Consider the following 22,914-nt stretch of genomic DNA (forward strand, 5'->3'; position numbering starts at 1 on the left):
TCAATGCCCTCCCGCGGCGCGCGCGGCCTTCGCCGGCGAGAACAGGAACGTCAGCGGAATGCTGAACGCGCAGAACACCGCGAGGATCGCGAACACGTCGATATACGCGAGGATCGTCGCTTGCGCGATGAAGGTCTCGTACAGCCGCCCGCCGGCCGTCTGCAATGCGGCCGACGGCGGCGCGCCCGTCAGCGCGCCAATCGCGCGCGCGTTCTCCTGCAACGCATCCTGGAAGTTCTGCGACAGCGTCGACATGTGCGTGGACAGATGCGCCATGCGCGCCTGCGTGCGTTCGCGGATCAGCGCGGTCGACACCGAGATGCCGATCGAGCCCGCGACGTTGCGGAACATCGTGAACAGCGCGGACGCGTCGTCGTTGAGCCGCTGCGGCACGGTCAGGTACGCGAGCGTCGTGATCGGCACGAACATGAAGCCGATCGCGAGCGACTGCGCGCAGCGGATCATCATGAGGTGCGTGTAATCGATGTTCGGCACCAGCGTGCGCGAATAGATCAGCGCGCCGCACAGCAGCACGAAGCCGAACCCGACGAGATAGCGCGTCTGCACGTGCGGCATCAGCCGGCTCACGAGCGGAATCTCGAGCGTGATCAGCAGCGCGCCGGGCGACAGCACGAGCCCCGCGAGCGTCGCCGTGTAGCCGAGATGCTGCTGCGCGAGCTGCGGCACGATCACCGCGCTGCCGTACAGCACGGCCGCGAACGTCGCGATCGTCACGCAGCCGAGCGCGAAATTGCGGTCGCGCAGGCACGACAGGTCGACCACCGGCTTCTTCGTGCGCAGCAGCCACAGCGTCGCGCCGATCAGCCCGAGCGCGGACAGCACCGCGAAGATGCGGATGAAGTTCGAACCGAACCAGTCCTCGTCCTCGCCGCGATCGAGCATCACCTGCAGGCAGCCGAGCCCGATCGCGATTAGCCCGATGCCGATGTAGTCGATGGAGATTCCGCGTTCGGCGTCGCGCCGCCACGGCGGATCCTCGACGAGCTGCATCACCGCGAGCACGGTCAGCGCGCCGATCGGCACGTTGAGCAGGAACACCCAGCGCCACGAGAAATGGTCGGTGATCCAGCCGCCGAGCGTCGGCCCGAGCACCGGCGCGACGACGATCGCGATCGCCGAGATCGAGAACGCGCGGTTGCGCTGCTCCGGCGGAAACGTATCGAGGATGATCGACTGCTGGTTCGGCTGCAGCCCGCCGCCGAACAGCCCCTGCAGCACGCGGAACACGATCAGTTCGCCAAGGTTGGTCGCGACGCCGCACAGGAACGAGCACACGGTGAACGCGGCGATGCACAGCAGGAAGTAGCGCTTGCGGCCGAGCAGGCGCCCGAGGAAGCCCGAAATCGGCAGCACGATGCCGTTCGCGACGAGGTACGACGTGAGTGTCCAGGTCGCCTCGTCGTAGCTCGCCGACATCGTGCCGGCGATGTGCGGCAGCGCGACGTTGACGATCGTGGTGTCGAGTACTTCCATGAACGCGGCGAGCGTGACGACGATCGCGATGAGCCACGGGTTCGCGGCGGGTCGCCATGCGCCGCCGGACGCGCCGTTGCGCTCGGGCGGCCGGTTCATCGGCGGGCCTCGCGAAACGGGAATGACGTGCGGGTATCGGGCATCGGATCGCTCCGGTCGACACCGGCCGCGGCGCGGCGGCCGGTCATTTCAGGTGAACGGTCGGCACGGCCGACAGGCCGAGACCGAGCGGCGGACGGGTCGGCAGCGGGCCGTCGAGCACGATCTTCACCGGCACGCGCTGCACGATCTTCACGAAGTTGCCGGTCGCGTTCTCGGTGGGGAACGCGGAGAAGCGCGAGCCGCTGCCGAGCTGGATGCTGTCGACGTGGCCGTGCAGGTCGAGATCGGGATACGCGTCGACCGACACGTCGACGCGGTCGCCGATGCGCATCCGTTCGAGCTGCGACTCCTTGAAATTCGCGGTGATCCACACGCGCGGCGTGACGATCGAGAAGATCGACGTGCCCGGTTGCAGGAACGAGCCCAGTTGCACGTTGCGCCGCGTGACCCAGCCGTCGGACGGCGCACGCATTTCGCAGTACGACAGGTTCAGGTTGGCTGTCTCGAGCTGCGCGCGCGCCTGCAGCACCTGCTGGCGGCGCTCCTCGACGGCCGTCTCGGCCTGCCGGATCTGCTGCGGCACGAGGCTCGCGGTGCGCGCCTGCGCCTGGGCCATCGCGACGTTCGCGTCGGCGGTCGCGCGCTGCGCGTCGGCCGCATCGATCGCCTGCTGCGACGTTGCGCGCGCATCGACCGCGCGTTGCCGCGCCTGCGCGGCGAGCGCCTGCCGGTACGCGGCTTCCGCCGATTCGATCTGCGCGCGCGCTTGCCGGTACTGGGCCGGATACTGCACGCGTGCGATGTCGAGCTGCACGCGCGCCGCATCCAGCTGGGCCTGGGCGAGGCCGAGCTGCGCCTGCGCCGCGTCGACCTGCGCGCGGTAGTCGCGCGGATCGATCTCGACGAGCACGTCGCCGCGCCGCACGAAGGTGTTGTCGTCGACCGCCAGCCGCGTCACGTAGCCGGACACGTGCGGCGCGACCGCGATCGCGTTGCCGTCGGTGTACGCATCGTCGGTGCTTTCCTGGTTGCGCGTCGCGAGCCACCAGACGAGGCCGCCGACGAGCAGCACGATCAGCACCGCGCCGAGGATGATCAGCGTTTTCTTGCCGGGTCGCTTGCGTTCGCCTTCGCCGTCGTTGCCGTCTCCGTCTCCGCCGGTGCGACCGCCGCGATCGTCGTGCGGATGGTCGTCGCCACCGCCGCCGCCCGGCGCGTCGGTCGGGTGCTCGCCGTCGTTGCGGCCCGGCGCGGGGCCCGCGCCGCTGCCGCCACCGGACGGCCCATCGCCTGCGCGCGCGACCACGGTCGGCCAGCGCACGTGCAGCGGCGTCGACAGGGCGGCACCGGCCGCCGCCGACACGAACGCGTCAGGCGCGCCGGTGCCGCGCGGTCCGGGCGTCAGCGCGCGCCGGACCGCGACGCCAAATCGCTCACGAACGGACAACGGGCACAGGATCGCATCGGGCATGAACGGGACTCCGGGCGGCGGCCGCGGGCGTCATTGCCCGCACGGACCTCAAGCGCGCGATCAAGCAAACAGCGGGCCCGGCAAGGTGGTTCGGCTTGGTTCCAGCCGACCGGCACGCCCGATGCGCGACGCGTACGTTTCGACGGCCCCGACAGGACTCGCGAACCATGACACGCTCGACCTCACTCGACACCGACACGCGCGACGAAGATCGCGGCAACAGCACGCCCGGTCCCGAAGGCAAACGCCACGGCACGGCCACGCCGCCGCCGCGCAGCGCGCACGATCCCGCAGAAGGCAAGCCGGACGAGCCGGAAAACGGCACGCCGCAGGATCGCGCACCATCCCGCAAGCGCGAAGACGCGCGCTAGCCGCGCATTGCGCCGCACCGCGCCCGCGGTCGGCCGCGACAGGCGGCGGCATAAATGACAAGCCGTTGAAAAATCGCGGACGCCCGCCGGCACGCAGCCCCGAAACGCTCACGCGCCGGCAGGCGCGGCGGCGAAGCAGGAATGCACGTTGCTGTACCGGGTAATGGATCTTTCATTCACCCGTCGCCTGCCCTGCATGACGCTCCCCGACCCGTCCGATTTCCCTGTTCGCGCGGTGCCGCTGGCGCCGCTGGCGAAAGAACGCGCAACGATCATCTGCCATCGCAACCAGCGCGTGCTGCTGGTCGCCCGACGGCCGTCGTCGCGCTGGACGTTGCCGGGCGGCGTGATTCGGCGCGGCGAATCGGCGCTCGACGCCGCGCATCGCGAGCTTCGGGAGGAAACGGGGCTCGTCGATCTCGAACTCGCGTATTTCTTCTACGTGGACGGCAGCGTGAAACGCCATCACGTGTTCGTCGCGAGCCTGCCGCGCGGCGCGCACGCGTGCCCGGGCCGGGAAATCGCGCTGTGCCGCTGGGTCGGCATCGACGCGGTGCCGCACTGGCCGGCGAGCGCGCCGACGCAGCGCATCATCCGCCAGTTCGCGGATCTGTGCGCCGCGTGCGGCCTGTCACCGGCGCCGGTCAAGCGTCTTTCGTCGCCTCGTTGAGCCCGGCGACCGGCGGCTGCGCATCACGCGCGAGCCCTTGCGCGAAGACTTTCAGTCCTTCGAGCAGCGGCGTCAACGCCTCCCACAGCGCCTCGTCGTGCAGCAGCCGGTAGACGCCGCGCACGCCGGGCGCGACATGCTCGTGCTGCGCCGGCTGCCAGGCGCCCACGTGATGCAGCGCGTCGGCCGCCGCGAACGCGGCGCGACCGAACTGTTCCGGCGGAATGCGCGACAGCGCCGTCACGAGCATCGCGAGATTCTGCATGCCGCTCTGCATGCCGGGCTTGTCGAGCACGTCGACGAACGTGTCGGCCAGCCGCGCGTTCGCCGTGACGACCTCGTTCGCGAAACGCAGGAAGCCGTGTCGATGCAGGCTGCCGAGCAGGTGTTCGAGCGCGTCGTGCGCGCCGGGCTCCGGATGCGGAGGCGTCGTATCGGGGGGCTGGCGGTCGGTCATGGGCTTGCTCCGGTTGGGGCGCCAGGCTGCCGTCGTGCCGGCAGCCGTGCGTGCGCCGAATGCGTGTCGTAGTCGTTCACCGGCCCCCGCCGGTGCGGGCAGCCGCGGCCGCGTCAGTGCGAATGGCCGCCGGGCGGCGCCTTGTATTCGCTGCGCGCGCCCATCGCGTCCTCGACGTGATGCACGCCATGCAGCGCGGCGACGCCGTCGATCAGCGCCTGCCTTTCGGCCTCCTCGACCTGTCCGGTCAGGCACACGTTGCCGCGCTCGACGCTCACGTCGATGTCGCGCGGGCGACCGACGAGCCGGCCGAGCGCCGCACGCACGCGCTCGGCGACCTGCACGTCGCTCGCATCGCCCGCGAGCCAGTCCGCCCGCAGGCCGGCGATCGCGCCGCGCGCATGGTCGGCCGCCCGCTTCGCCTGCGTATTCGCATAATCGGCCACGCCGTGCCGGCCCGCAACCGCCTTGTCGCGCAGATACGCGCGCCGGCGCCGGCCGGACGACGGATCGAGGAAGTACATCGCGGCCGCGCCGCAGGCGACGGCCACCGCAAGATTCAACAGCGGATTCGAAGGGGTTCTGGAGTTCATGGAAGCACCGTAGGCAATACCCGGAACGACCGGGCTTCGTTTCGGGTTGCAGCACGTGCCGTTCCCCGCCGCGAGCGTCATGGGCACGCCGGTCTGCCGCGATGCGACGCCGAAAACGACAAGCGTTTGAAAAATCATCGGGCCGCGCATCGCGCGATCAGGCGATCAGGCGATCAGGATTCGGGCGGCGTATCGGCCGTTTCCGCGCGTGTGCCGCCCGGCTCGTCCTCGCCGCGCTCGGCCGCGCGCTGCGCCATTTCGACGTAGGTCTGCGCCAGCGCGCGCAATTCCTCCTCCGACGCATCCTCGATCCCGATCAGCCGGTCGCTCGCCGCGCGCGTGACCGCGAGCAATTCGTCGAGCTTCAGTTGCAGCGCCACGCTGTCGCGGTTCTGGTTGCGCTGCAGCAGGAACACCATCAGGAACGTGACGATCGTGGTGCCAGTATTGATCACCAACTGCCATGCGTCGGAGTAGTGAAACACGGGCCCGCTCACGAGCCACAGCACGGTGATGGCGACCGCGCTGCCGAACGCGACAGGCGAGCCGGCCCAGGTCGTCACGCCCGACGCGAAACGTTCGAACGCGCGGGTGACCGCGTGCCCGCTCGGCGCGGAACCGGCGCCGGGCTTGCACGCCGTGTCGCGACGGTCGCTCGGTGGTTCGTTGGGTTCGCGCATGACAGCCTCCGGATTCGATGGTTGGTTGGAATGTGCGCATGAACCGCGTCGCCGCCCGCCGCGAACCGGACGCATGCAGGGCCGCCCGGGGGCCGGTCCCGTGTGCGCGCCGTCGAAACAAGCATCGCGCGTGCCCGTGCGGCGGCGGCTTTACCGCGGCGCGTGCGTGTCCTCGTCGTCCGGGAAATAGCGCGTGTCGGTCAGCTGCGCGATGCCGTCGAGATCCGGAAAGATCGTCGCGACGCTCACGCCGACACCGGCGAGTTCCTGCCGGATCGTCGCGAACCGCGCGCCCGGCACGACGATGCGGATGAGGCGGCCGGCGAAATCCGCATGCTCGTCGAGCGGCACGAAGCGCTCGGCGCCGGTGTCGTAGCCGTGAATCGTGAACCAGCCGTCCTGCGCGGTGATCCGCGGCATCACGTGACGCGGCCGGAACACCTTGGTGCGCGTAACCTCCAGCGGGGCGCGCCGCTCGGCGGCGGTCGCGATGTCGTCGGCGTCGTGCGCGAGGCACCACACCACGCCGTCGCCGCCCGCTTCGCCCGCGCGCCTGACCGCGAACCACAGCGCGGCGAGCGCGTTGCCGGACCAGTCGAGCAGCCGTGTGCGCATCCCGTGCTGCTGCGCGAGCGCGAGCCAGTCGCACGCATCGAGGTTCTGTCCGGGTTCGAGGTGCGGCAGCGCGCGCCGCGTGAATTCGTCGAGCATCCGCGCTTCGACGTCGGGCGACGCGCGCTGTCGCGCGATGCCCGGCACGAGCGGCCAGCCGGCATTGCACTGGCCGCGAAAGAGGCGCAGCGCCATCGTCTGCCGCTGCGCGCCGATCGCGGCCATGTAGTCGGCCACGCTGTCGATCGAGCGATCTGCCGCGTCACGTTCACCGTCCATCACCCCTCCTGTCGCGGTTGCCGGTACGCGCCGCCGTCGCGTCGGCACGTGTCCGCTGTCGCCGCTGACCGGATGCGCGGCCGCCGGTACGGCCGACCGCGCATCCCGTCCCGCCCCGCGATTCACGGCGTCTTGCCGTGCTCCTTCTGCCAGCGTTCCATCAGCGCGATCTCGTCGCGCTGCGCGGCGACGATCCGGCTCGCGAGCTGCCGCAGCGTCGGGTCCTTGCCGTATTTCAGCTCGACCTGCGCCATGTCGATCGCGCCCTGGTGATGCGGCGCCATGTGCGAGACGAAATCGCGATCGGCGTCGCCCGTGTACGGGGCGCTTTCCATCGCTTCCATCATCTTGCGGTCGGCACGCTTGAATGCCTGCGTGGATGAGTCCGGCACGCTGGCCGGATTGGCGGGACGCAACTGCGCCGCCGCGGGCAGCGCCGACGCACACACGGCCAGCAGGGTGCAGGCGGCACCGCGGCGCAGGGATGAACGGTTGAATGCAGACATGAGACGAATCCTCGCTAAGAGATTGAACGGTTCGCGTGCGGCTCTCCTCTCGTTTGCACGCGTCGCGACGACGGAGGCCGCGCGGCACGCGTCACCGCCATCGCGCACGCGCATGCGCGTCGCCGCGCGCGACCAGCGCGCGGATGCGGTCGGCGGTGCGGCACGCGATCGCCTGGATCGTCAGCGACGGATTCACGCCGCCGACGGTCGGAAACACCGAGCCGTCGCACACCCACAGGTTCGGGATGTCCCAGCTGCGGCAATCGGCATCGACGACGCTCGTCGCCGGGTCGTCGCCCATCCGCACGGTGCCGGCGAGATGGCACGTGTCGTCCTCCTCGTGCCAGATGTCGCGCGCGCCGGCCGCTTCCAGCGAACGGCCCATCTGCGCGAGCGCATGGCGAATCATCCGGCGATCGTTGTCGTCGTACGAATAGGTGACGCGCGCGACCGGCAGCCCGAACGCGTCGCGTTCGTCGGCGAGCGTCACGCGGTTGTCCGCGCGCGGCAGTGTCTCGCCGACGATCTTCAGGCCGGCCTGGAAGTTGTAGCGCGCCATCTCGCGCTTCAGCGCATCGCCCCACAGCCCGCGCGCGGCGACCTTGCGCGCCCATTCGATCGGCAGCGGCCCCTGGCTCATCCAGCAGTAGCCGCCGAAGAAATCCTTGCCTTCGTCCGCGTAGTTCCAGTGCTCGGTGATCGACAGCGACGGCGGGCCCTTGTACCAGCGCACTTCGTCGTCCATCGTCCCCCACGACGCCTGGTTGAGCTGCGCCATCAGATAGCGGCCGACGAGGCCCGAACGGTTCGCGAGCCCCTGCGGATGCCGCCCGTTCGCGGACAGCAGCAGCAGGCGCGGCGTCTCGATCGCGTAACCGGCGACGACGACGTTGCGCGCGCGCTGGAAATGCGTGCGGCCGTCGCGCCGGTAGTGCACGCCGGTCGCGCGATCGCCTGCGGCCTCGATCCGCAGCGCCATCGCGAGATCGCGCACCTCGGCGCCGGCCGCGACCGCGCGCGGAATCCACGTGACGAGCGCGCTCTGTTTCGCGTTGGTCGCGCAGCCGGCGATGCAGAAGCCGCGATACACGCACGGATGCGCGCGGCCGCGCGGCGCGGACAGCGTCGCGAGCGGCGTCGGCGTCCAGTCGATGCCCATTGCCTCCGCGCCACGTGCGAGCACGAGCGCGGCCGCGTTCAGTTCGTGTGCGCGATACGGATAGCGCGGCCGCGGCGGGCCCCACGGGTAGTTCACCGGCCCGCTGATCTTCAACGCCTGTTCGACCTCGCGGTAGTAGCGCCACATCTCGCGCCAGTCGAGCGGCCAGTCGACGCCATAGCCGAGCGCGCTGCGCGAGCGAAACCACTCGGGCCTGAACCGCAGCGACACCATCGCGAAGTGCACCGTGCTGCCGCCGATCGCCCGGCCGCTGTTGTTGGTGCCGAGCGTGAGCGGATCGGCGCCGTCGCAGATCCGCTCGTCGGTCCAGAACAGCTTGTGCTGATGCGTCTCGTCCGACGCGAATTCCTCGAGCGGCCGCCACCATGCACCCGCGTCGAGCGCGACGACCGAAAAGCCGTATTCGGCGAGCTTGCACGCGAGCGTGCCGCCGCCCGCGCCGGTGCCGACGATCACGAAGTCGACCTCATCGTCGTCGCGGAACATCCGCATCGGCGACCAGCCGCCGACCCGAAACGGATCGGGCGCACGGCCGTCGCGGCCGCGCGGCGTCGGGGCGGACAGCGGTTCATCGGCGGCCATCGCGATCGCCCTCCTCCATGCGCATGTCCGCTTCCCACGGGTCGCGGCGGTTGAAGTCCATCCGCACGTAGCCGCGCGGGCTCGCGGGTCCGCCGAAGCCGATCTCGTTCCACGCGAACGGATGGCCGTAGTACGCGCCGCAGACGTCCATCAGCACGCGCTTCGTGAAGAACGTGCGCGGGTCCATGCCGTCCCACGCCGGTTCCAGCTGCCGGTCGACGTCGCCTTGCTGTACCGCGTGCAGCAACGCATCGGCGTCGCGCGCGCCGAGCGCCGCGAACGGGCAACCATGCGCGTGCCGCGCCATCGCGTCGAGCGCGGCGAGTCCCGTCTGCCACGCGACGCGCAGCGGCGGAAGGCGCGCATCGCGATAGCCGTCGCCGTCGTCGGCCGCGAGCCGCGCGTCGACCAAGGCGGCGGTCGGGATCGCGCCCGCGCCGCCCGGCTGCTGCGGGACGATGCGCGCGCACAACGCGCCGAGCGTCGCGAATCGTTCGGCATCCAGATAGCGTGGCGCATGGGCCGCGACACGCAGGCGCGCATCGATTGCGCGCCGCGTCGCATCGTTCCACGATGGAGTGTCGCGCTTGGCGAGCACGTCATAGCCCGGATAGCGCGGCAGCGCGACGGCGTTGCGGTTCGTATCGCTCATGGCGCCTCCCGTTCGGCGAGCGCGGTCGCGGCGAGCCCCGCGATCGCGAGCGCGGTGAAGCTCGGCGGCGCCGGCAGCGGCGGGCCCGACAGCAGGTTCTGCGACCAGTTGCGCCAGCCGCCCATCTGCCGCGCGACGCCGCGCACATGAAACGCGACGCCGACGAACCCGAGCACGGCCGTCGCGCGCAGCCAGCCGCGGCAGAACCGCCGGTCGGCGCGCGGACGCGACAGCGCGAGCTGCGCGGTCGCCAGTGCGGCCACCGGCGGCACGACGAGCGGCGCGAACATCGCGCGATGCTGGAAGGCGCCGCGAAAATGCAGCAGCCCGACTTCACCGAGCGTGCCGACGAGCCCCGCCGCGACGAGCCCGGCCAGCGCGCGCCCGGCCGGCAGTCCGGCGAGCCGCGGCGCGTCGGCCGGGCTCTCGCGCAGCCGCTCGCCCGCCGCCCCCAGCGCGCCCGACAGCAGCAGCGCGAACGGCGCACCGAGCGGCGCGCCATAGAACAGGTTGTGCCAGCTGAACCCGCCCGGTCGCTTCGTCACGTTGTACAGGTGGAACGCGGAACCGGCGACACCGACCGCGGCCGCTGCGACGTGCACCGCGTCGCGCAGCCGGTGGCGCACGGGCGTGTCGTCCGCGTGGCCGTGCACGCTCGCGATCACCGACAGCGTCGACATCGCGAGCGGCGCGAGCATCGCGCGATTGTGAAAGGTGCCGCGATAGTGCTCGACGCCGCTGTCCGCGAGCACCGAGCCGGCCAGCAGCAGTGCGCTGCGGTTCAGCAGCCGCGCGGCGTCGGCGAGCAACCTGTCGCGCTCGGCGGCGCGATGTCGGGGGTGTCGCATCGTTCCTCCTCGTCGGGATTCAAAGCGCGAGATCCAGCAGATCGGCGGCGCGCAATTCGAGGCCGAGCCCGGCGCGCGTCGCGTCGATCTCGAGCGCGCCGTCGACGAGCCGCGGCGCGCCGTCGAACAGCATCCGCTCGATGCGCACGTGATCGTGAAACCATTCGATGTGGCGCAGGCGCGGCGCCGCGCATCCGATGTGCCGGTGCAGCGCGGGTGCGCAATGCGCGGACAAGTCGATGTGATGCGCATCGGCAAGCGCGGCGGCCGCGAGAAAGCCGCTGACGCCGCCGCAGCGCGTCGCGTCGGCCTGCAGCACGTCGACCGCGCGGCCTTCCAGCAAGCGCCGGAAATCGTCGGGCGTATACGCGTACTCGCCGGCGGCGATGTCGACCCGCGCGCCGACGTGCTCGCGCACGAACCGCAGCCCGTCGACGTCGTCGCTGCTGACGGGCTCCTCGAACCAGCGGATGTCGCAATCGGCGGCGGCCTGCGCGAACCCGAGCGCGGTGCGCGGCGCATACGCGCCGTTCGCATCGACGAACAGGTCGACGCCCGGCCCGAGCGCATCGCGCGCCGCGCGCACGCGCGACGGATCGCGTGCATCGTCCACGCCGATCTTGATCTTGCACGCGCGCACGTGCCCGGCGCGCCAGCCGTCGAGCTGCGCGGCGAGCGTCGGCGCATCGTAAGTCGTGAAACCGCCGCTGCCGTACACCGGCACGCGCTCGCGCAAGCGGCCGAGCAGCAGCGCGAGCGGCACGTCGGCGAGTTTTGCCTTTGCGTCCCACAACGCGGCGTCGAGCGCCGAGATCGCGGTCGCCGCGATTCCGCCGCGGCCGACGTTGCGCACCGCGCGCCACAGCGCGTCGACGGCGGCCGGGATGTCCACCACCGGCCGGTTGCGCAGCACGCCGGCCAGCAGCGACGTCACGAGCGGCACGGCGCTCGCGTCCGTGTACGTATAGCCGAGCCCCGTCACGGGCCCCGCGTCGATCTCGACGACGACGACCGTCGTCGCGGTCCATGCGTAGGTGCCGTCGGCTTCGGGCCGGTCGGTCGGCACGCGGTACGCGCGGGCGCGCACGTCGTCGATCGCCGGCGCGGCGGAAAGTGCCATCGTTGCGCTCCGGTCAGCTTGCTTGTTGCTTGCGGTGCGGCGTGCAACCGCTGTGCCCGGCTTCTGCGGCGCGGCACGTGCCTTGCGCGGCAGCCTCGCATCGGCTCATCCCGAACCAAGGAGAAACGGCATGGCGACAGTGGCGGATTTCATCGTCGAGCGGCTGTACGACTGGGGCGTGCGCCGCATCTACGGCTACCCGGGCGACGGCATCAACGGCTTTTTCGGCGCGCTGAACCGCGCGGACGGCAAGATCGAATTCATCCAGGCGCGCCACGAGGAGATGGCGGCCTTCATGGCGTCCGCGCATGCAAAATTTACAGGCGAGCTGGGCGTATGCGTCGCGACCTCGGGCCCCGGCGCCGCGCACCTCGTGACCGGCCTGTACGACGCGCGGCTCGACCACATGCCGGTGCTCGCGATCGTCGGCCAGCAGGCGCGCGCGGCGCTCGGCGGCCACTATCAGCAGGAAGTGGATCTACCGGCGCTTTACAAGGACGTTGCGGGTGCATTCGTTCAGCTGGCGACGGTGCCCGGCCAGGTGCGTCACCTGGTCGATCGCGCGGTGCGCACCGCGCTCGGCGCGCGCACGGTCACCGCGCTCGTGCTGCCGAACGACCTGCAGGAGCTCGACTACGCGCCGCCGAAGCGCGCGCACGGCACCGTGCATTCGGGGGTCGGCTACACGGCGCCGAAAGTCGTGCCGTATGCGGACGACCTGCGGCGCGCGGCCGACGTGCTCAACGCGGGGTCGAAAGTCGCGCTGCTGGTCGGCGCCGGTGCGCTGAAGGCGACCGACGAGGTCATCGCGGTGGCCGACCGGCTCGGCGCGGGCGCCGCGAAAGCGCTGCTCGGCAAGGCCGCGCTGCCGGACGACCTGCCGTGGGTCACCGGTTCGATCGGGCTGCTCGGCACCAAGCCGAGCTACGAGCTGATGACCGAATGCGACACGCTGCTGGTGGTCGGCTCGGGTTTTCCGTATTCGGAATTCCTGCCGAAGGAAGGCCAGGCGCGCGGCGTGCAGATCGACCTGAAGGCCGACATGCTGAGCCTGCGCTACCCGATGGAAGTCAACCTCGTCGGCGACAGCGCCGAGACGCTGCGCGCGTTGCTGCCGCTCTTGAACGAGCGTCGCGACACCGCATGGCGCGACCGGATCGCGAAATGGAACCACGACTGGCACGAGACGCTCGCCGCCCGCGCGGCCGCGAAAGCCAGCGCGGGGCGCGGCGTGAACCCGCAGCGCGCGTTTACCGAGCTGTCGCCGCGCCTGCCCGACGACGTGATCCTGACGAGCGATTCGGGCTCCTGCGCGAACTGGTATGCGCGCGACCTGATGATGCGGCGCGGGATGATGGGGTCGTTGTCCGGCGGGCTCGCGTCGATGGGCGCCGCGGTGCCGTACGCGATCGCCGCGAAATTCGCGCACCCGGTGCGCCCGGTGATCGCGATGGTCGGCGACGGCGCGATGCAGATGAACAACATGGCCGAACTGATCACGGTCGCCAAATACTGGCGCCAGTGGCCCGACCCGCGCTGGATCTGCATGGTGCTGAACAACGAGGACCTGAACCAGGTCACGTGGGAGCAGCGTGTGATGGAAGGCGACCCGAAGTTCGACGCGTCGCAGCAGATCCCGAACGTGCCGTACTACCGCTTCGCGACGCTGCTCGGCCTCAAGGGGATCTACGTCGACGATCCGGAACAGCTCGGCGCCGCATGGGACGAGGCGCTCGCGTCCGACCGGCCGGTCGTGCTCGAAGTGAAGAGCGACCCCGAGGTGCCGCCGCTGCCGCCGCACGTGACGCTGCAGCAGGCGAAGCATTTCGCCGAAACGCTGGTGAAAGGCGACGCGCGCGAAGCCAACGTGATCGTCGAGACCGCGCGGCAGGTGCTGTCGGCCGTGCTGCCCGGCAACGGCGAACACGGCGACAAGGCCGGCAAAGGCAGCAAGGGCGGGAAAGGCGAATCGTAGGCAACGCACGCGCGGACGGCGCGTCATCCTAGCCGATGTCGACGTCGTCCCGCCCGTCGCCCTGCAGCGCGAGCGCCGCATTCACGAGCCCGACCTGCGCGAGCGTGAACGGAAAATTCCCGCACAGGCGCCGCGTGTGCACGTCGTATTCCTCGGACAGCAGCCCGACGTCGTTGCGCAAGCCGAGCAGCCGCTCGAACAGCGCGTGCGCGTCGTCGTCGCGCCCCTGCATCCGGTACACCTGCACGAGCCAGAAGCCGGCCGCGAGAAACGCGCCTTCGTCGCCTTCGCAACCGTCCGCGAAACGCGGCGGCCGATAGCGGAACGGCAAGCCGTCGTCGACCAGTTCGCGCTCGATCGCGGCGACCGTCGCGACCACGCGCGGATCGGACGCGTCGAGCATCCCGGTCAGCGGAATCAGCAGCAGGCTCACGTCGATGCCGTCGCCGTCGAAGCGATCGACGAAGCGGCCCAATTGCGCGTGATAACCGTGCTCGAGCACCTCCGCGCGCACCGCGTCGGCCCAGCGCCGCCACACGTCGAGCGGTGCGTGGTGGCCGAATGCGCGCGCGGAACGGTACGCGCTTTCGACCGCGGCCCATACCATCACCTTCGACGACGTGAACGGATGCCGGCCGCTGCGCACCTCCCAGATCCCTTCGTCCGGCTCGCGCCAGATCGTCGCGAGATGTTCGAGCAGGCGCCGTTCGAGCGTCCACGCGTCGTCGTCGGGCGGCAGCCCGTGCCGGCGCGCCTGGTACAGCGCCCCGAGCACCTCGCCGTACACGTCGAGCTGCAACTGGTCGGCTGCCGCGTTGCCGAAGCGCACCGGTTGCGCGCCTTCGTAACCGGCCAGATGCGCGGCTTCCCACTCGGCCGCACGCCGGCCGCCGTCGGCCGCATACAGCACCTGCAGTTGCGACGGATGATCGGCGATCGCGCGCACGAGCCAGTCGCGCCAACGCGCGGCTTCGTCGCGATAGCCGCAGCGCACCAGCGCGCGCAGCGTGAAACTCGCATCGCGCAACCAGCAGAACCGGTAGTCCCAGTTGCGCTTGCCGCCGAAGCGCTCGGGCAACGAACTGGTCGGCGCCGCGACGATGCCGCCGGTGCGCAGGCTCGACAGCAGTTTCACCGTGATCAGTGCGCGCTCGATCGCGTCGCGATGCGGGCCCTCGGCGGCGTTGCAATCCGACCAGACGCGCCAGAACGCCTGCGTGTCGCGCAGCGACGCGTACGCGTCGGGCACGGCCGGCGCCGGGTCGAACGAACGCGCGTAACTGATGCAGAAATCCACCCGCTCGCCCGCCGCGATCCGTCGCGTGCCGACCAGCCGGTCGCTCTGCACGTCGAGCCGCGCATCCGTGTCGAGCCACATCGCATCGCCGCCCGTCATCATCCGCCAGCGCCGGCCGAAACGCCGGCACCACGGCAGCGCGCTGCCGTAGTCGAAGCGCACGCCGAGGTCGATATCGACGTCGACCGTCCCGCGCTCGCCCTTCACGCTGCGGATCAGGCATGGATCGGGCGCGTTCCAGCTCATCCAGTCGGTGAGCGTGATGCGGCCCGACGAGGTGTCGAACGTCGTTTCGAGTATCGCGGTGCCCGGCAGATAGCGACGCGTGGCGCGGGCATCGTGCTCGCGCGGCGCGATCCGGAACCGGCCGTTGTCCGGCGTACCGACGAGCGCGGCGAAGCACGGCGGCGAATCGAAGTCCGGCCAGCACAGCCAGTCGATGCTGCCGTCGCGCGCGACGAGCGCCGCGCTGCGTCCGTCGCCGACAAGCGCGTAATCCTCGATCCGCATCGCGCTCACCGGTGCCATTTGCGCGCGGCGGAAAAGGCAGCCGCGAGCACCGCGACGGCCGCGCCGAACGCGAGCGCGCGCGACGCGCCGAGCCCTGCCTCGGCGCCGGCGCGGCGCGCTTCGTCGGTGAACGCGCCGCGCGTCGCATGCCGGCCCGGCACCGGCTCCCACAGGTTCGACGGGCGCGGGCCGGCCCGCGCCGCGCGCTGCTGGCCGCGCACGGCCGTCCGCGCGAGATAGCGGTCGAAGCAGCCGGGGGCAAGGCCGTTCGCGACGATCGCCGCGAGCGACGACCAGCCGACCCAGCGCTCGCGGCACGGATGCCGCGCGGCGTGCACGATCGCATCGGCCGCCACCTCCGGCGCATAGACCGGCGCGACCGGACGCGGTGCATGCGGCAGCACGGATTCGGCCCAGTCGAACTGCGGCGTGTCGATCGCGGGCAATTGCACCATCGTCACGCGCACATGACTGTGTGCATGCAGCAGCTCGCAGCGCAGCGCGTCGGTAAAGCCGCGGATCGCGTGTTTCGCGCCGCAGTACGGGGCCTGCAACGGAATCGACCGGTATGCGAGCGCCGAGCCGACCTGCACGATCGTGCCGCGGTTGCGCGGGGCCATCCGTGCGAGCGCGGCACGCGTGCCGTACACGCAGCCGAGGTAGGTGACGGCCGTCACGCGCGCATAGTCTTCCGGCGAGATGGCGTCGAATGGCGCGAACACGGTCACCATCGCGTTGTTGACCCACACGTCGAGCGGCCCGAGTTCGTGTTCGATCCGCTCGGCCGCCGCGTCGAGCGCAGCCGCATCGCTGACGTCGACGGCAATCGGCAGCGCCTGGACGCCATACGCGCGCACTTCGCATGCGGTGTCGTGCAGCGCGCGCGGATCGCGAGCGAGCAGCGCGACGTTCGCGCCGAGTCGCGCAAACGCATGGGCGGTCGCGCGACCGACGCCCGCGCTTGCACCCGTGATCGCGACGGTCTTCACGGTCGAGTCCTCCCGTTTTTCGATGATGGCCGGCACGCCGTCGAAGCTTTCGCGCCGCTACGTGCCGGAACGCGATCGGCGCAGCAAACGACATGCCGTCGGCCGCCGGGGCCGCATGGCCTCGGCGCGAGCCGTGAACGGTCGCCCAATTTACAAGCCGGCTGTAACGCGCCGGCCGTCGTGCGCGCAATCCCGCCACCTCGCGGCCGCCTCCGCGCCGGCCGCACGCGCACGAAATTTGCTCCGCCGCGAACGGCTGTCGTCATGCCGGTGCGTCCGGCAAGGAGTCTCGTTGCTCGTTCCGCTGTCCCGCAAAACGCGTCATATCGCGCGCGTCGCACCGTTCGCGTGCGCGGTCGCGCCGAGCGTCGCGTACGCGGCCGCCGCGCCTGCGGCGCCCGGCAATCCGGCCGCGCCGTTACCGCTCGCGTACGTCGTGCACGCGGCCGGCCCCGCCGCGCAGCCGGTGTTCGTGCTCGGCTGGGCGCTGCTCGCGCTGTGTACGTTCGTCTGCATCGCGATCGCCGTGCTGCTTCTGATCGCGCTGTTTCGTCGTCGCGCACGGACAGGCGGCGGCCACGGCAGCGGCCTGACGATCGTGACGGTAGGCTCCGCGATCTCGATCCTGCTGCTGTTCGGCGCGCTCGTGTACATGCTGCGCGTGCTGGGCATGGTCGCCGCACCGCCGCGCCCGCCCGCGCTGACGATCACCGTGACCGCACAAGACTGGTGGTGGGCCGTTCGTTATCCGGACGATGCGGGCGGCCCGGCCTTCGACACCGCGAACGAGATCCATATTCCGGTAGGCGAGCCCGTCGCGATCGAACTGAAGAGCGCCGACGTGATCCACGCGTTCTGGGTGCCGCAACTTGCCGGCAAGACCCAGACGATTCCCGGCCAGACCAACCGCCAATGGCTGCAGGCCGACCGGCCCGGCATCTATCGCGGCCAATGCTCGCAGTATTGCGGCGCGCAACATGCGCACATGGCGTTCGAAGTCGTGGCCGAGCCGCCGGCTGCGTTTCACGCATGGCTCGCCGCGCAGCGCCAACCGGCCCGGGCACCCGCGGCGGGCGCCAACGCCGAACGCCGCGGCCAGCGCGTGTTCGCCGCGCGCTGCGCGGGCTGCCACGCGGTGCGCGGCACCGACGCCGCGGGCGACGCGGGCCCCGATCTCACGCACGTCGGCACGCGCCGGCTGCTCGCGGCCGGCACGCTGGACAACACGCCCGACAACCTGCGCCGCTGGATCGCGCATGCGCAGCAGGTCAAGCCGCAATCGCTGATGCCGTCGATCGCGCTCGCGCCGCGCGACGCCGACGATCTCGCCGCGTATCTCGCGACGCTGCACTGAACGGAGGATGCCGATGGCCATTGCCCGCGACACGCCCACCCCGCTCAGCCGCGTACCCGATCTCGGCGACGCGCCGCCCGGTTCCGCGCACGAGCGCGCGCTGGCCGAGCTGTGGGAATCGGCACCCGGCTGGCGCGGCTGGCTCGGCACCGTCGATCACAAGCGCATCGGGCTGCGCTACATCGTCACCGCATTCGTGTTCCTGCTGCTCGGCGGCGTCGAGGCGCTCGTGATGCGCATCCAGCTCGCGCGGCCGAACGCGACCGTGCTGACGCCCGCGCAATACGATTCGCTGTTCACGATGCACGGCGTCACGATGATCTTCCTGTACGCGCTGCCGGTGCTGTCCGGTTTCGCGAACTACCTGTGGCCGCTGATGCTCGGCTCGCGCGACATGGCGTTCCCGCGGCTGAACGCGTTCTCGTACTGGGCGTTCCTGTTCGCCGGGCTGTTCCTGTATGCGAGCTTTCCGCTCGGCGCGGTGCCGGACGGCGGCTGGTTCAACTACGTGCCGCTCACGTCGCTCGACTACAGCGCCGGCGCGAACATCGACATCTATGCGCTCGGGATGATCCTGCTCGGCATCTCGACGACCGGCGGCGCCGCGAACTTCGTCGTCACGCTGCTGCGGATGCGCGCGCACGGGATGTCGATCGACCGGCTGCCGATCATCGTGTGGGGCACGCTGACCGCGTCGGTCGCGAACCTGGTCGCGGTGCCGTCGGTGAGCCTCGCGTTCCTGCTGCTGTGGCTCGACCGCAATGCCGGCACGCACTTCTTCGACGTCGCGCATGGCGGCCGGCCGCTGTTGTGGCAGCACCTGTTCTGGATGTTCGCGCATCCGTGGGTCTACGTGGTCGTGCTGCCGGCGATGGGGATCGTGTCCGACGCGCTGCCGACCTTCTGCCGGCGGCCGCTCGTCGCATACGAGGCCGTCGCGGTGTCGACCGTGGCGACGATGCTGATCGGCTTCGAGGTGTGGGTCCACCACATGTTCGCGACCGGCATCGCGCCGCTCGCGCTCGCGTTCTTCGGCGCCGCGAGCATGCTGATTTCGATTCCGAGCGCGGTCGCGGTGTTCGCGTGGATCGCGACGATCTGGACCGGGCGCCCCGTGTTCCGCACGCCGTTCCTGTATTTCGCGGGCTTCGTGCTGATGTTCGTGATCGGCGGCGTGTCGGGCGTGATGACCGCGGCCGTGCCGCTCGACTGGCAGCTCACCGATACGTACTTCGTCGTCGCGCACCTGCATTACGTGCTGCTCGGCATCAACGTGTTTCCGGTGCTCGGCGGCGTCGCGTACTGGTTCCCGAAATTCACCGGCCGGATGATGAACGAGCGGTTCGGCCGCTGGACCTTCTGGGTCGTGCTGGTCGGCTTCAACCTCGGCTTCTTTCCGATGCATATTTCCGGGCTGCTCGGGATGCCGCGCCGCATCTATACCTATCCGTCCGGGATGGGCTGGGACACGTCGAACCTGCTGACGACGATCGGCTCGTTCGTGTTCGGAATCGGCATCGTGATGTTCGTCGTCAACGCGCTGGTGAGCGCGCGGCGCGGCGTGCGCGCCGGCGACAACCCGTGGGGTGCGGCGGGCCTCGAATGGTCGGTCGCGTCGCCGACGCCCGTGTACAACTTCGCGGTGCTGCCGCTCGTCGCGTCGCGGCATCCGCTGTGGGAAACGCGCGACGATCCGCAACGCACCAGCCTGCGGGTCGGCTACCGGCTCGCGGACGGGCGCGAGGCGCTCGCGGTCACGCCGCTCGCCGCGACGCCGAGCGCGATCCTGAAAATGCCCGAGGACAGTTGCGTGCCGTTCGTGCTCGCGCTGCTGACGACCGCCGTGTTCGCGGCGATGCTCGCGCGCTCGCCGACGCTCGTCTGCGTGGCCGTCGCCGGTTGCGCGATCGCCACCGCCGCGTGGCTGTGGCCGCGCCGCACGCTCGGCCAACGCGCGCGGCTGCCGGCTCGCGCCGACACGCAGGCGCCCGCGGCCGCGGCTGGCCCTCGTCCGGACGAACCGCCGTCGCCGACGGTGCCGGCCGGCGCGCCGGCCGCGTGCGTCGCGCCGCTGCCGGTGGGCAGTTGCGGCGAACGCGCGGGCGGCTGGTGGGGCGTGCTCACGCTGATCGTGACCGAGGCCGGGCTGTTCGGCTACCTGCTGTTCTGCTACTTCTACCTGCAGTCGCAATGGCCCGCGCCGTGGCCGCCCGAAGGAATGCCGAAGATCGGGCTCGCGGCCGTCAACACGGTCGTGCTGCTGTCGAGCAGCGTGTTCGTGTGGCTCGCCGAGCGCGCGGTGCGGGCCGGCCGCCAGGGGCGCGCGGTCGCGATGCTCGTCGTCGCGCTGGTGCTCGGCATCGCGTTCGCGCTGGTCCAGCTGCACGAATGGCGCGACCATCCGTACGGCCCGACCGCGCATCTGTACGGCAGCCTCTACTTCACGATCACCGGGTTCCACCTCGCGCACGTCGTGGCCGGCCTCGCGATCCTCGCGCTGCTCGCCGGCTGGACGGCCGCCGGGTTCTTCAGCCGCGAACGGCGCGTCGCGCTGACGGTCGGCGGGCTCTACTGGCACTTCGTCGACATCGTGTGGCTGTTCATCTTCACCGCGCTGTACGTGTCGCCGTTCTGGCTGAGGAGCACCGGATGAACGATGCACGACGCACGTGGACACCGCTGCTCGCGATCGCCGCCGGCCTGGTCGGCGCACCCGCGCTGTGGTTCGCGCAGATGCTGGTGTCCGAGACGCTCGCGTCCACCGCGTGCTATCCGCTCGGCGTCGCGCAGGCCGCGCCGCGCTGGGCGCACGTCGGCGTATGGCTTGCGCTGATCGCCGCGGGCGCGTTCGCGCTGGCCGCGGCCTGCGCGACGTGGCTCACGCGCGCGTGGCGGCGCCGGCACGATGCCGATGCGCCGGCCGCGACGCGCGACGACAGTACCCGCTTTCTCGCGCGCTGCGGGATGCTCGCCGCGCTCGGCTTCGTGATCGGTCTCGTATTCACGGGGATCGTCACCGCTTTCGTGGGGCCTTGCAGTCCATGGCGCTGATCTCGCTCGCTTCGTTGCCGTTCCGCGTTCCGGGCCGCCGCGCGCGCGTCGCGTTCGCCGTGTGCGTCGCGCTGTGCGGATGCGACATGCAGCGCGACGACAACGCGGCCGCACCCGGCGATGCGGCCGACGCCGCGTCGGCGGCGGAAGCGCCCGAGCCCGCGTCGGGCTGGCGGTTCGTGCGGATCGGTGCGTCGGCGGCCGATGCCGCTGCGTCGATGTCCGCACGCGTGAAGGACGACCGGCGGCTGTCACGCGACCGGGACGCGTCGGTGGCCGATGCGCCATCGTCCGCGGCGTCCCCCCCGCCGCCCGAGGCGGCCTCCACGTCGACCGCCCGCCGCCCGGTGATCGCCGCGGCCGCCGCGAGCGCCGACGCCGCGACGCTCGCGCGCGGCCGCTACCTCGCGCTCGCCGGCGATTGCGCCGCGTGCCACGACGCGGCCGACCATACGCCGTACGCGGGCGGCCAGCCGGTGAATTCGCCGTTCGGGCCGATCTACGCGCCGAACATCACGCCGGACCCGACGCACGGGATCGGCCACTACACGCTGCGCCAGTTCGACGATGCGCTGCGGCGCGGCGTGCGCGCGGACGGCAGCCGGCTGTATCCGGCGATGCCGTACCCGTCGCTCGCCCACCTGACCGACGACGACGTGCGCGCGCTGTATGCGTATTTCATGCGCGGCGTCGCGCCGTCCGCGAACGCGGCCAAACTCACGCAACTGCCGTTTCCGTTCAACCAGCGCTGGGCGCTGGGGCTGTGGAGCCTCGTGTTCGCGAACCGCGACCGGTTCACGCCGCAGCCGTCGCAGTCGGCCGAATGGAATCGCGGCGCGTATCTCGTGCAGGGGCTCGGCCATTGCGGCGCGTGCCATACGCCGCGCGGGCCGGCCTACAACGAACGCGGCTACGACGAGCGCAGCCCCGCGTTCCTGACCGGCGGCATCAACGATCACTGGTTCGCGCCGAACCTGACCGGCGCGAGCCCGGACGGCCTCGGTCGCTGGTCCGCCGACGACATCGCCGCGTTCCTGCGCAGCGGCCATGCGGCGCGCGGCGCGGTGTTCGGCGCGATGGCGCCGGTCGTCGGCGAAAGCACCGCGTTGCTGACCGATGCCGACCGCCATGCGATCGCCGTGTACCTGAAGTCGTTGCCGGCGCAACCGACTGCCGCGACGAATCCGCTGGGCGTCGGCGTGCCGCGGCGCACGGCCGCCGGCCCGCGGCCGGAAAGCGGCCAGCAGGCGCCGGGGGCCGGCGTGTATGCGGGGTTCTGTGCGCGTTGCCACGGTGCGGACGGTCGAGGCGTACCCGATCACGGGCCGGCGCTCGCGGGCAGTTCGATCGTGCTCGCGGCCGATCCGACCAGCACGATCCGGATCGTGGTCGAAGGGGCGCGGCCCACGCCGGGCAAACCGGGGCCGGTGCAACGGATGCCGGCGATGCGCGGCGCGCTGACGAGCGGCGAAATCGCGGCGGTGGTCAGCTACGTGCGCGGCGCGTGGGGGAATCGGGCCGCGCCGGTGTCGGAGCAGGAGGTGCGGCGGTTGCGGGGAGCGATACACAAGTAGCGTGTCGGTGTCGTCGCACGCGCATCGAAACCGTTCAGCGATCGCCGACGATTCGATCTCGGGTGTTCATCCACACGGAGCCTGACTTCATCGACGCACCGGATCAGCGCGCCAGCACCGCCACCGCCTTGATCTCGACGATATAACCCGGCGCGCCGCCGAGCATGTGCGCGCCGACGGCCGTCCACGCAGGCCGCGGATGCGCATCGAAATAGCGGTCTCGCACCTGCATGAACAGCGGCAGGTCGCGCATGTCGGTGTGAAACGTCGTGAGGTCGACCACATCGTCGAACGATGCGCCGGCCGCCTCCAGCACCTGCTTCAGGTTCTCGAACGCCTGCACGATCTGCGCTTCGCGATCCTCGACCAGCTGCATCGCCGCGTCGCGGCCGATCTGGCCGGATACGTAAAGCGTATCGCCGACCTTCAGTCCCGGCGCGTAGCCGATCTTCTCGTACACCGCTTCCATTCCCGCCGGAACGATGGCTTTGCGTTCATGCATGATTGTCTCCGTGGCCGGCATCGTCGCGCCGGCCGTCTGCGGTTG

Annotated in this window: 21 protein-coding genes; 7 read left to right on the plus strand and 14 right to left on the minus strand. The window is 70.9% G+C overall.

Translation table 11 applies throughout. The annotated features are described in order from the left end of the window. The gene (locus tag H0X91_RS20910) at window positions 1–1,593 is read right to left on the minus strand and encodes a DHA2 family efflux MFS transporter permease subunit (protein WP_006486261.1); all 1,593 of its coding nucleotides are present in this window, start codon (window positions 1,591–1,593) and stop codon (window positions 1–3) included. Between the two features lie 85 nt (window positions 1,594–1,678). Further along, window positions 1,679–3,067, minus strand: coding sequence for an HlyD family secretion protein (locus tag H0X91_RS20915; protein ID WP_059722937.1), 1,389 nt, complete (start codon window positions 3,065–3,067; stop codon window positions 1,679–1,681). Window positions 3,068–3,234: 167 nt separating this feature from the next. On the opposite strand from H0X91_RS20915, the gene H0X91_RS20920 reads away from it, so the two are divergent. Beyond that, window positions 3,235–3,438 carry a hypothetical protein gene (locus H0X91_RS20920; protein ID WP_006498261.1) on the plus strand — a complete coding sequence of 68 codons (204 nt, stop codon included), beginning with the start codon at window positions 3,235–3,237 and terminating at the stop codon, window positions 3,436–3,438. Between the two features lie 196 nt (window positions 3,439–3,634). Beyond that, entirely contained in the window at window positions 3,635–4,108 is a 474-nt protein-coding gene (locus H0X91_RS20925) for an NUDIX hydrolase (RefSeq protein ID WP_006483465.1), read from the plus strand. Here the strand turns inward: H0X91_RS20925 and H0X91_RS20930 are convergent. From H0X91_RS20930 to H0X91_RS20970, 9 genes are all read right to left on the minus strand, one after another. Then, window positions 4,083–4,565, minus strand: coding sequence for a hypothetical protein (locus H0X91_RS20930; protein ID WP_006483456.1), 483 nt, complete (start codon window positions 4,563–4,565; stop codon window positions 4,083–4,085). The genes H0X91_RS20925 and H0X91_RS20930 overlap by 26 nt on opposite strands. A gap of 113 nt (window positions 4,566–4,678) precedes the next feature. Then, the gene (locus H0X91_RS20935) at window positions 4,679–5,158 is read right to left on the minus strand and encodes a BON domain-containing protein (RefSeq protein WP_034204031.1); all 480 of its coding nucleotides are present in this window, start codon (window positions 5,156–5,158) and stop codon (window positions 4,679–4,681) included. 173 nt (window positions 5,159–5,331) lie between these two features. Continuing rightward, window positions 5,332–5,838, minus strand: coding sequence for a low affinity iron permease family protein (locus H0X91_RS20940; protein ID WP_196433306.1), 507 nt, complete (start codon window positions 5,836–5,838; stop codon window positions 5,332–5,334). A 150-nt stretch (window positions 5,839–5,988) separates the two neighbouring features. Next, window positions 5,989–6,729, minus strand: coding sequence for an FRG domain-containing protein (locus H0X91_RS20945; protein ID WP_058903650.1), 741 nt, complete (start codon window positions 6,727–6,729; stop codon window positions 5,989–5,991). Window positions 6,730–6,851: 122 nt separating this feature from the next. Continuing rightward, window positions 6,852–7,235, minus strand: coding sequence for a CopM family metallochaperone (gene copM / locus H0X91_RS20950; RefSeq protein WP_006498267.1), 384 nt, complete (start codon window positions 7,233–7,235; stop codon window positions 6,852–6,854). 91 nt (window positions 7,236–7,326) lie between these two features. Beyond that, the gene (locus H0X91_RS20955; RefSeq protein ID WP_084752633.1) at window positions 7,327–8,997 is read right to left on the minus strand and encodes a GMC family oxidoreductase; all 1,671 of its coding nucleotides are present in this window, start codon (window positions 8,995–8,997) and stop codon (window positions 7,327–7,329) included. After that, the gene (locus H0X91_RS20960) at window positions 8,984–9,649 is read right to left on the minus strand and encodes a gluconate 2-dehydrogenase subunit 3 family protein (RefSeq protein ID WP_006483455.1); all 666 of its coding nucleotides are present in this window, start codon (window positions 9,647–9,649) and stop codon (window positions 8,984–8,986) included. Before H0X91_RS20960 ends, H0X91_RS20955 begins: the two co-directional genes overlap by 14 nt. Next, a complete protein-coding gene (locus H0X91_RS20965; RefSeq protein WP_006498269.1) occupies window positions 9,646–10,497 on the minus strand; it encodes a hypothetical protein in 852 nt (283 codons plus the stop codon). The genes H0X91_RS20960 and H0X91_RS20965 overlap by 4 nt, the downstream gene beginning before the upstream one ends. 19 nt (window positions 10,498–10,516) lie before the next feature. Then, on the minus strand, window positions 10,517–11,617 hold the full coding sequence (locus H0X91_RS20970; protein WP_196433307.1) for an enolase C-terminal domain-like protein: 1,101 nt from the start codon (window positions 11,615–11,617) through the stop codon (window positions 10,517–10,519). Window positions 11,618–11,747: 130 nt separating this feature from the next. Between H0X91_RS20970 and H0X91_RS20975 the strand changes: the two genes are divergently transcribed. After that, the gene (locus H0X91_RS20975) at window positions 11,748–13,592 is read left to right on the plus strand and encodes a thiamine pyrophosphate-requiring protein (protein WP_006482037.1); all 1,845 of its coding nucleotides are present in this window, start codon (window positions 11,748–11,750) and stop codon (window positions 13,590–13,592) included. Window positions 13,593–13,620: 28 nt separating this feature from the next. Here H0X91_RS20975 and H0X91_RS20980 read toward each other — a convergent pair whose 3' ends face one another. Continuing rightward, entirely contained in the window at window positions 13,621–15,399 is a 1,779-nt protein-coding gene (locus H0X91_RS20980) for a glycoside hydrolase family 15 protein (RefSeq protein ID WP_043206009.1), read from the minus strand. 5 nt (window positions 15,400–15,404) lie between these two features. Next, window positions 15,405–16,388: an SDR family oxidoreductase gene (locus H0X91_RS20985; RefSeq protein ID WP_062886123.1), complete on the minus strand. Its 984-nt coding sequence runs from the start codon at window positions 16,386–16,388 to the stop codon at window positions 15,405–15,407. Window positions 16,389–16,680: 292 nt separating this feature from the next. Here H0X91_RS20985 and coxB point away from each other — a divergent pair, with 292 nt between their 5' ends. Genes coxB through H0X91_RS21005 form a run of 4 tightly spaced genes read left to right on the plus strand, consistent with a single transcriptional unit; the run spans window position 16,681 to window position 22,367 of the window. Further along, complete coding sequence (coxB, locus tag H0X91_RS20990; protein WP_058903652.1) at window positions 16,681–17,742, plus strand: cytochrome c oxidase subunit II; 1,062 nt, start codon at window positions 16,681–16,683, stop codon at window positions 17,740–17,742. A 13-nt stretch (window positions 17,743–17,755) separates the two neighbouring features. Next, window positions 17,756–20,395 (plus strand): cytochrome c oxidase subunit I, encoded by a 2,640-nt coding sequence (gene ctaD, locus H0X91_RS20995; protein ID WP_196433308.1) that lies wholly within the window; start codon window positions 17,756–17,758, stop codon window positions 20,393–20,395. Further along, a complete protein-coding gene (locus H0X91_RS21000; protein WP_048987230.1) occupies window positions 20,392–20,793 on the plus strand; it encodes a hypothetical protein in 402 nt (133 codons plus the stop codon). The genes ctaD and H0X91_RS21000 overlap by 4 nt, the downstream gene beginning before the upstream one ends. Further along, on the plus strand, window positions 20,784–22,367 hold the full coding sequence (locus H0X91_RS21005) for a c-type cytochrome (protein WP_196433309.1): 1,584 nt from the start codon (window positions 20,784–20,786) through the stop codon (window positions 22,365–22,367). Before H0X91_RS21000 ends, H0X91_RS21005 begins: the two co-directional genes overlap by 10 nt. A gap of 103 nt (window positions 22,368–22,470) precedes the next feature. On the opposite strand, the gene H0X91_RS21010 is transcribed toward H0X91_RS21005, so the two are convergent. Further along, window positions 22,471–22,869, minus strand: a complete 399-nt coding sequence (locus tag H0X91_RS21010) for a RidA family protein (RefSeq protein ID WP_048987349.1) — start codon at window positions 22,867–22,869, stop codon at window positions 22,471–22,473. Window positions 22,870–22,914 lie beyond the last annotated feature (45 nt).

The organism is Burkholderia sp. 9777_1386 (assembly GCF_015712265.1).
Taxonomy (GTDB): Bacteria; Pseudomonadota; Gammaproteobacteria; order Burkholderiales; family Burkholderiaceae; genus Burkholderia; species Burkholderia cenocepacia.

Bases quoted from the DNA above. Each gene is read 5' to 3' on its own strand.
- H0X91_RS20910 (WP_006486261.1), bottom strand. From the start codon at position 1,593: ATGAACCGGCCGCCCGAGCGCAACGGCGCGTCCGGCGGCGCATGGCGA.
- H0X91_RS20915 (WP_059722937.1), bottom strand. From the start codon at position 3,067: ATGCCCGATGCGATCCTGTGCCCGTTGTCCGTTCGTGAGCGATTTGGC.
- H0X91_RS20920 (WP_006498261.1), top strand. From the start codon at position 3,235: ATGACACGCTCGACCTCACTCGACACCGACACGCGCGACGAAGATCGC.
- H0X91_RS20925 (WP_006483465.1), top strand. From the start codon at position 3,635: ATGACGCTCCCCGACCCGTCCGATTTCCCTGTTCGCGCGGTGCCGCTG.
- H0X91_RS20930 (WP_006483456.1), bottom strand. From the start codon at position 4,565: ATGACCGACCGCCAGCCCCCCGATACGACGCCTCCGCATCCGGAGCCC.
- H0X91_RS20935 (WP_034204031.1), bottom strand. From the start codon at position 5,158: ATGAACTCCAGAACCCCTTCGAATCCGCTGTTGAATCTTGCGGTGGCC.
- H0X91_RS20940 (WP_196433306.1), bottom strand. From the start codon at position 5,838: ATGCGCGAACCCAACGAACCACCGAGCGACCGTCGCGACACGGCGTGC.
- H0X91_RS20945 (WP_058903650.1), bottom strand. From the start codon at position 6,729: ATGGACGGTGAACGTGACGCGGCAGATCGCTCGATCGACAGCGTGGCC.
- copM (WP_006498267.1), bottom strand. From the start codon at position 7,235: ATGTCTGCATTCAACCGTTCATCCCTGCGCCGCGGTGCCGCCTGCACC.
- H0X91_RS20955 (WP_084752633.1), bottom strand. From the start codon at position 8,997: ATGGCCGCCGATGAACCGCTGTCCGCCCCGACGCCGCGCGGCCGCGAC.
- H0X91_RS20960 (WP_006483455.1), bottom strand. From the start codon at position 9,649: ATGAGCGATACGAACCGCAACGCCGTCGCGCTGCCGCGCTATCCGGGC.
- H0X91_RS20965 (WP_006498269.1), bottom strand. From the start codon at position 10,497: ATGCGACACCCCCGACATCGCGCCGCCGAGCGCGACAGGTTGCTCGCC.
- H0X91_RS20970 (WP_196433307.1), bottom strand. From the start codon at position 11,617: ATGGCACTTTCCGCCGCGCCGGCGATCGACGACGTGCGCGCCCGCGCG.
- H0X91_RS20975 (WP_006482037.1), top strand. From the start codon at position 11,748: ATGGCGACAGTGGCGGATTTCATCGTCGAGCGGCTGTACGACTGGGGC.
- H0X91_RS20980 (WP_043206009.1), bottom strand. From the start codon at position 15,399: ATGCGGATCGAGGATTACGCGCTTGTCGGCGACGGACGCAGCGCGGCG.
- ctaD (WP_196433308.1), top strand. From the start codon at position 17,756: ATGGCCATTGCCCGCGACACGCCCACCCCGCTCAGCCGCGTACCCGAT.
- H0X91_RS21000 (WP_048987230.1), top strand. From the start codon at position 20,392: ATGAACGATGCACGACGCACGTGGACACCGCTGCTCGCGATCGCCGCC.
- H0X91_RS21005 (WP_196433309.1), top strand. From the start codon at position 20,784: ATGGCGCTGATCTCGCTCGCTTCGTTGCCGTTCCGCGTTCCGGGCCGC.
- H0X91_RS21010 (WP_048987349.1), bottom strand. From the start codon at position 22,869: ATGCATGAACGCAAAGCCATCGTTCCGGCGGGAATGGAAGCGGTGTAC.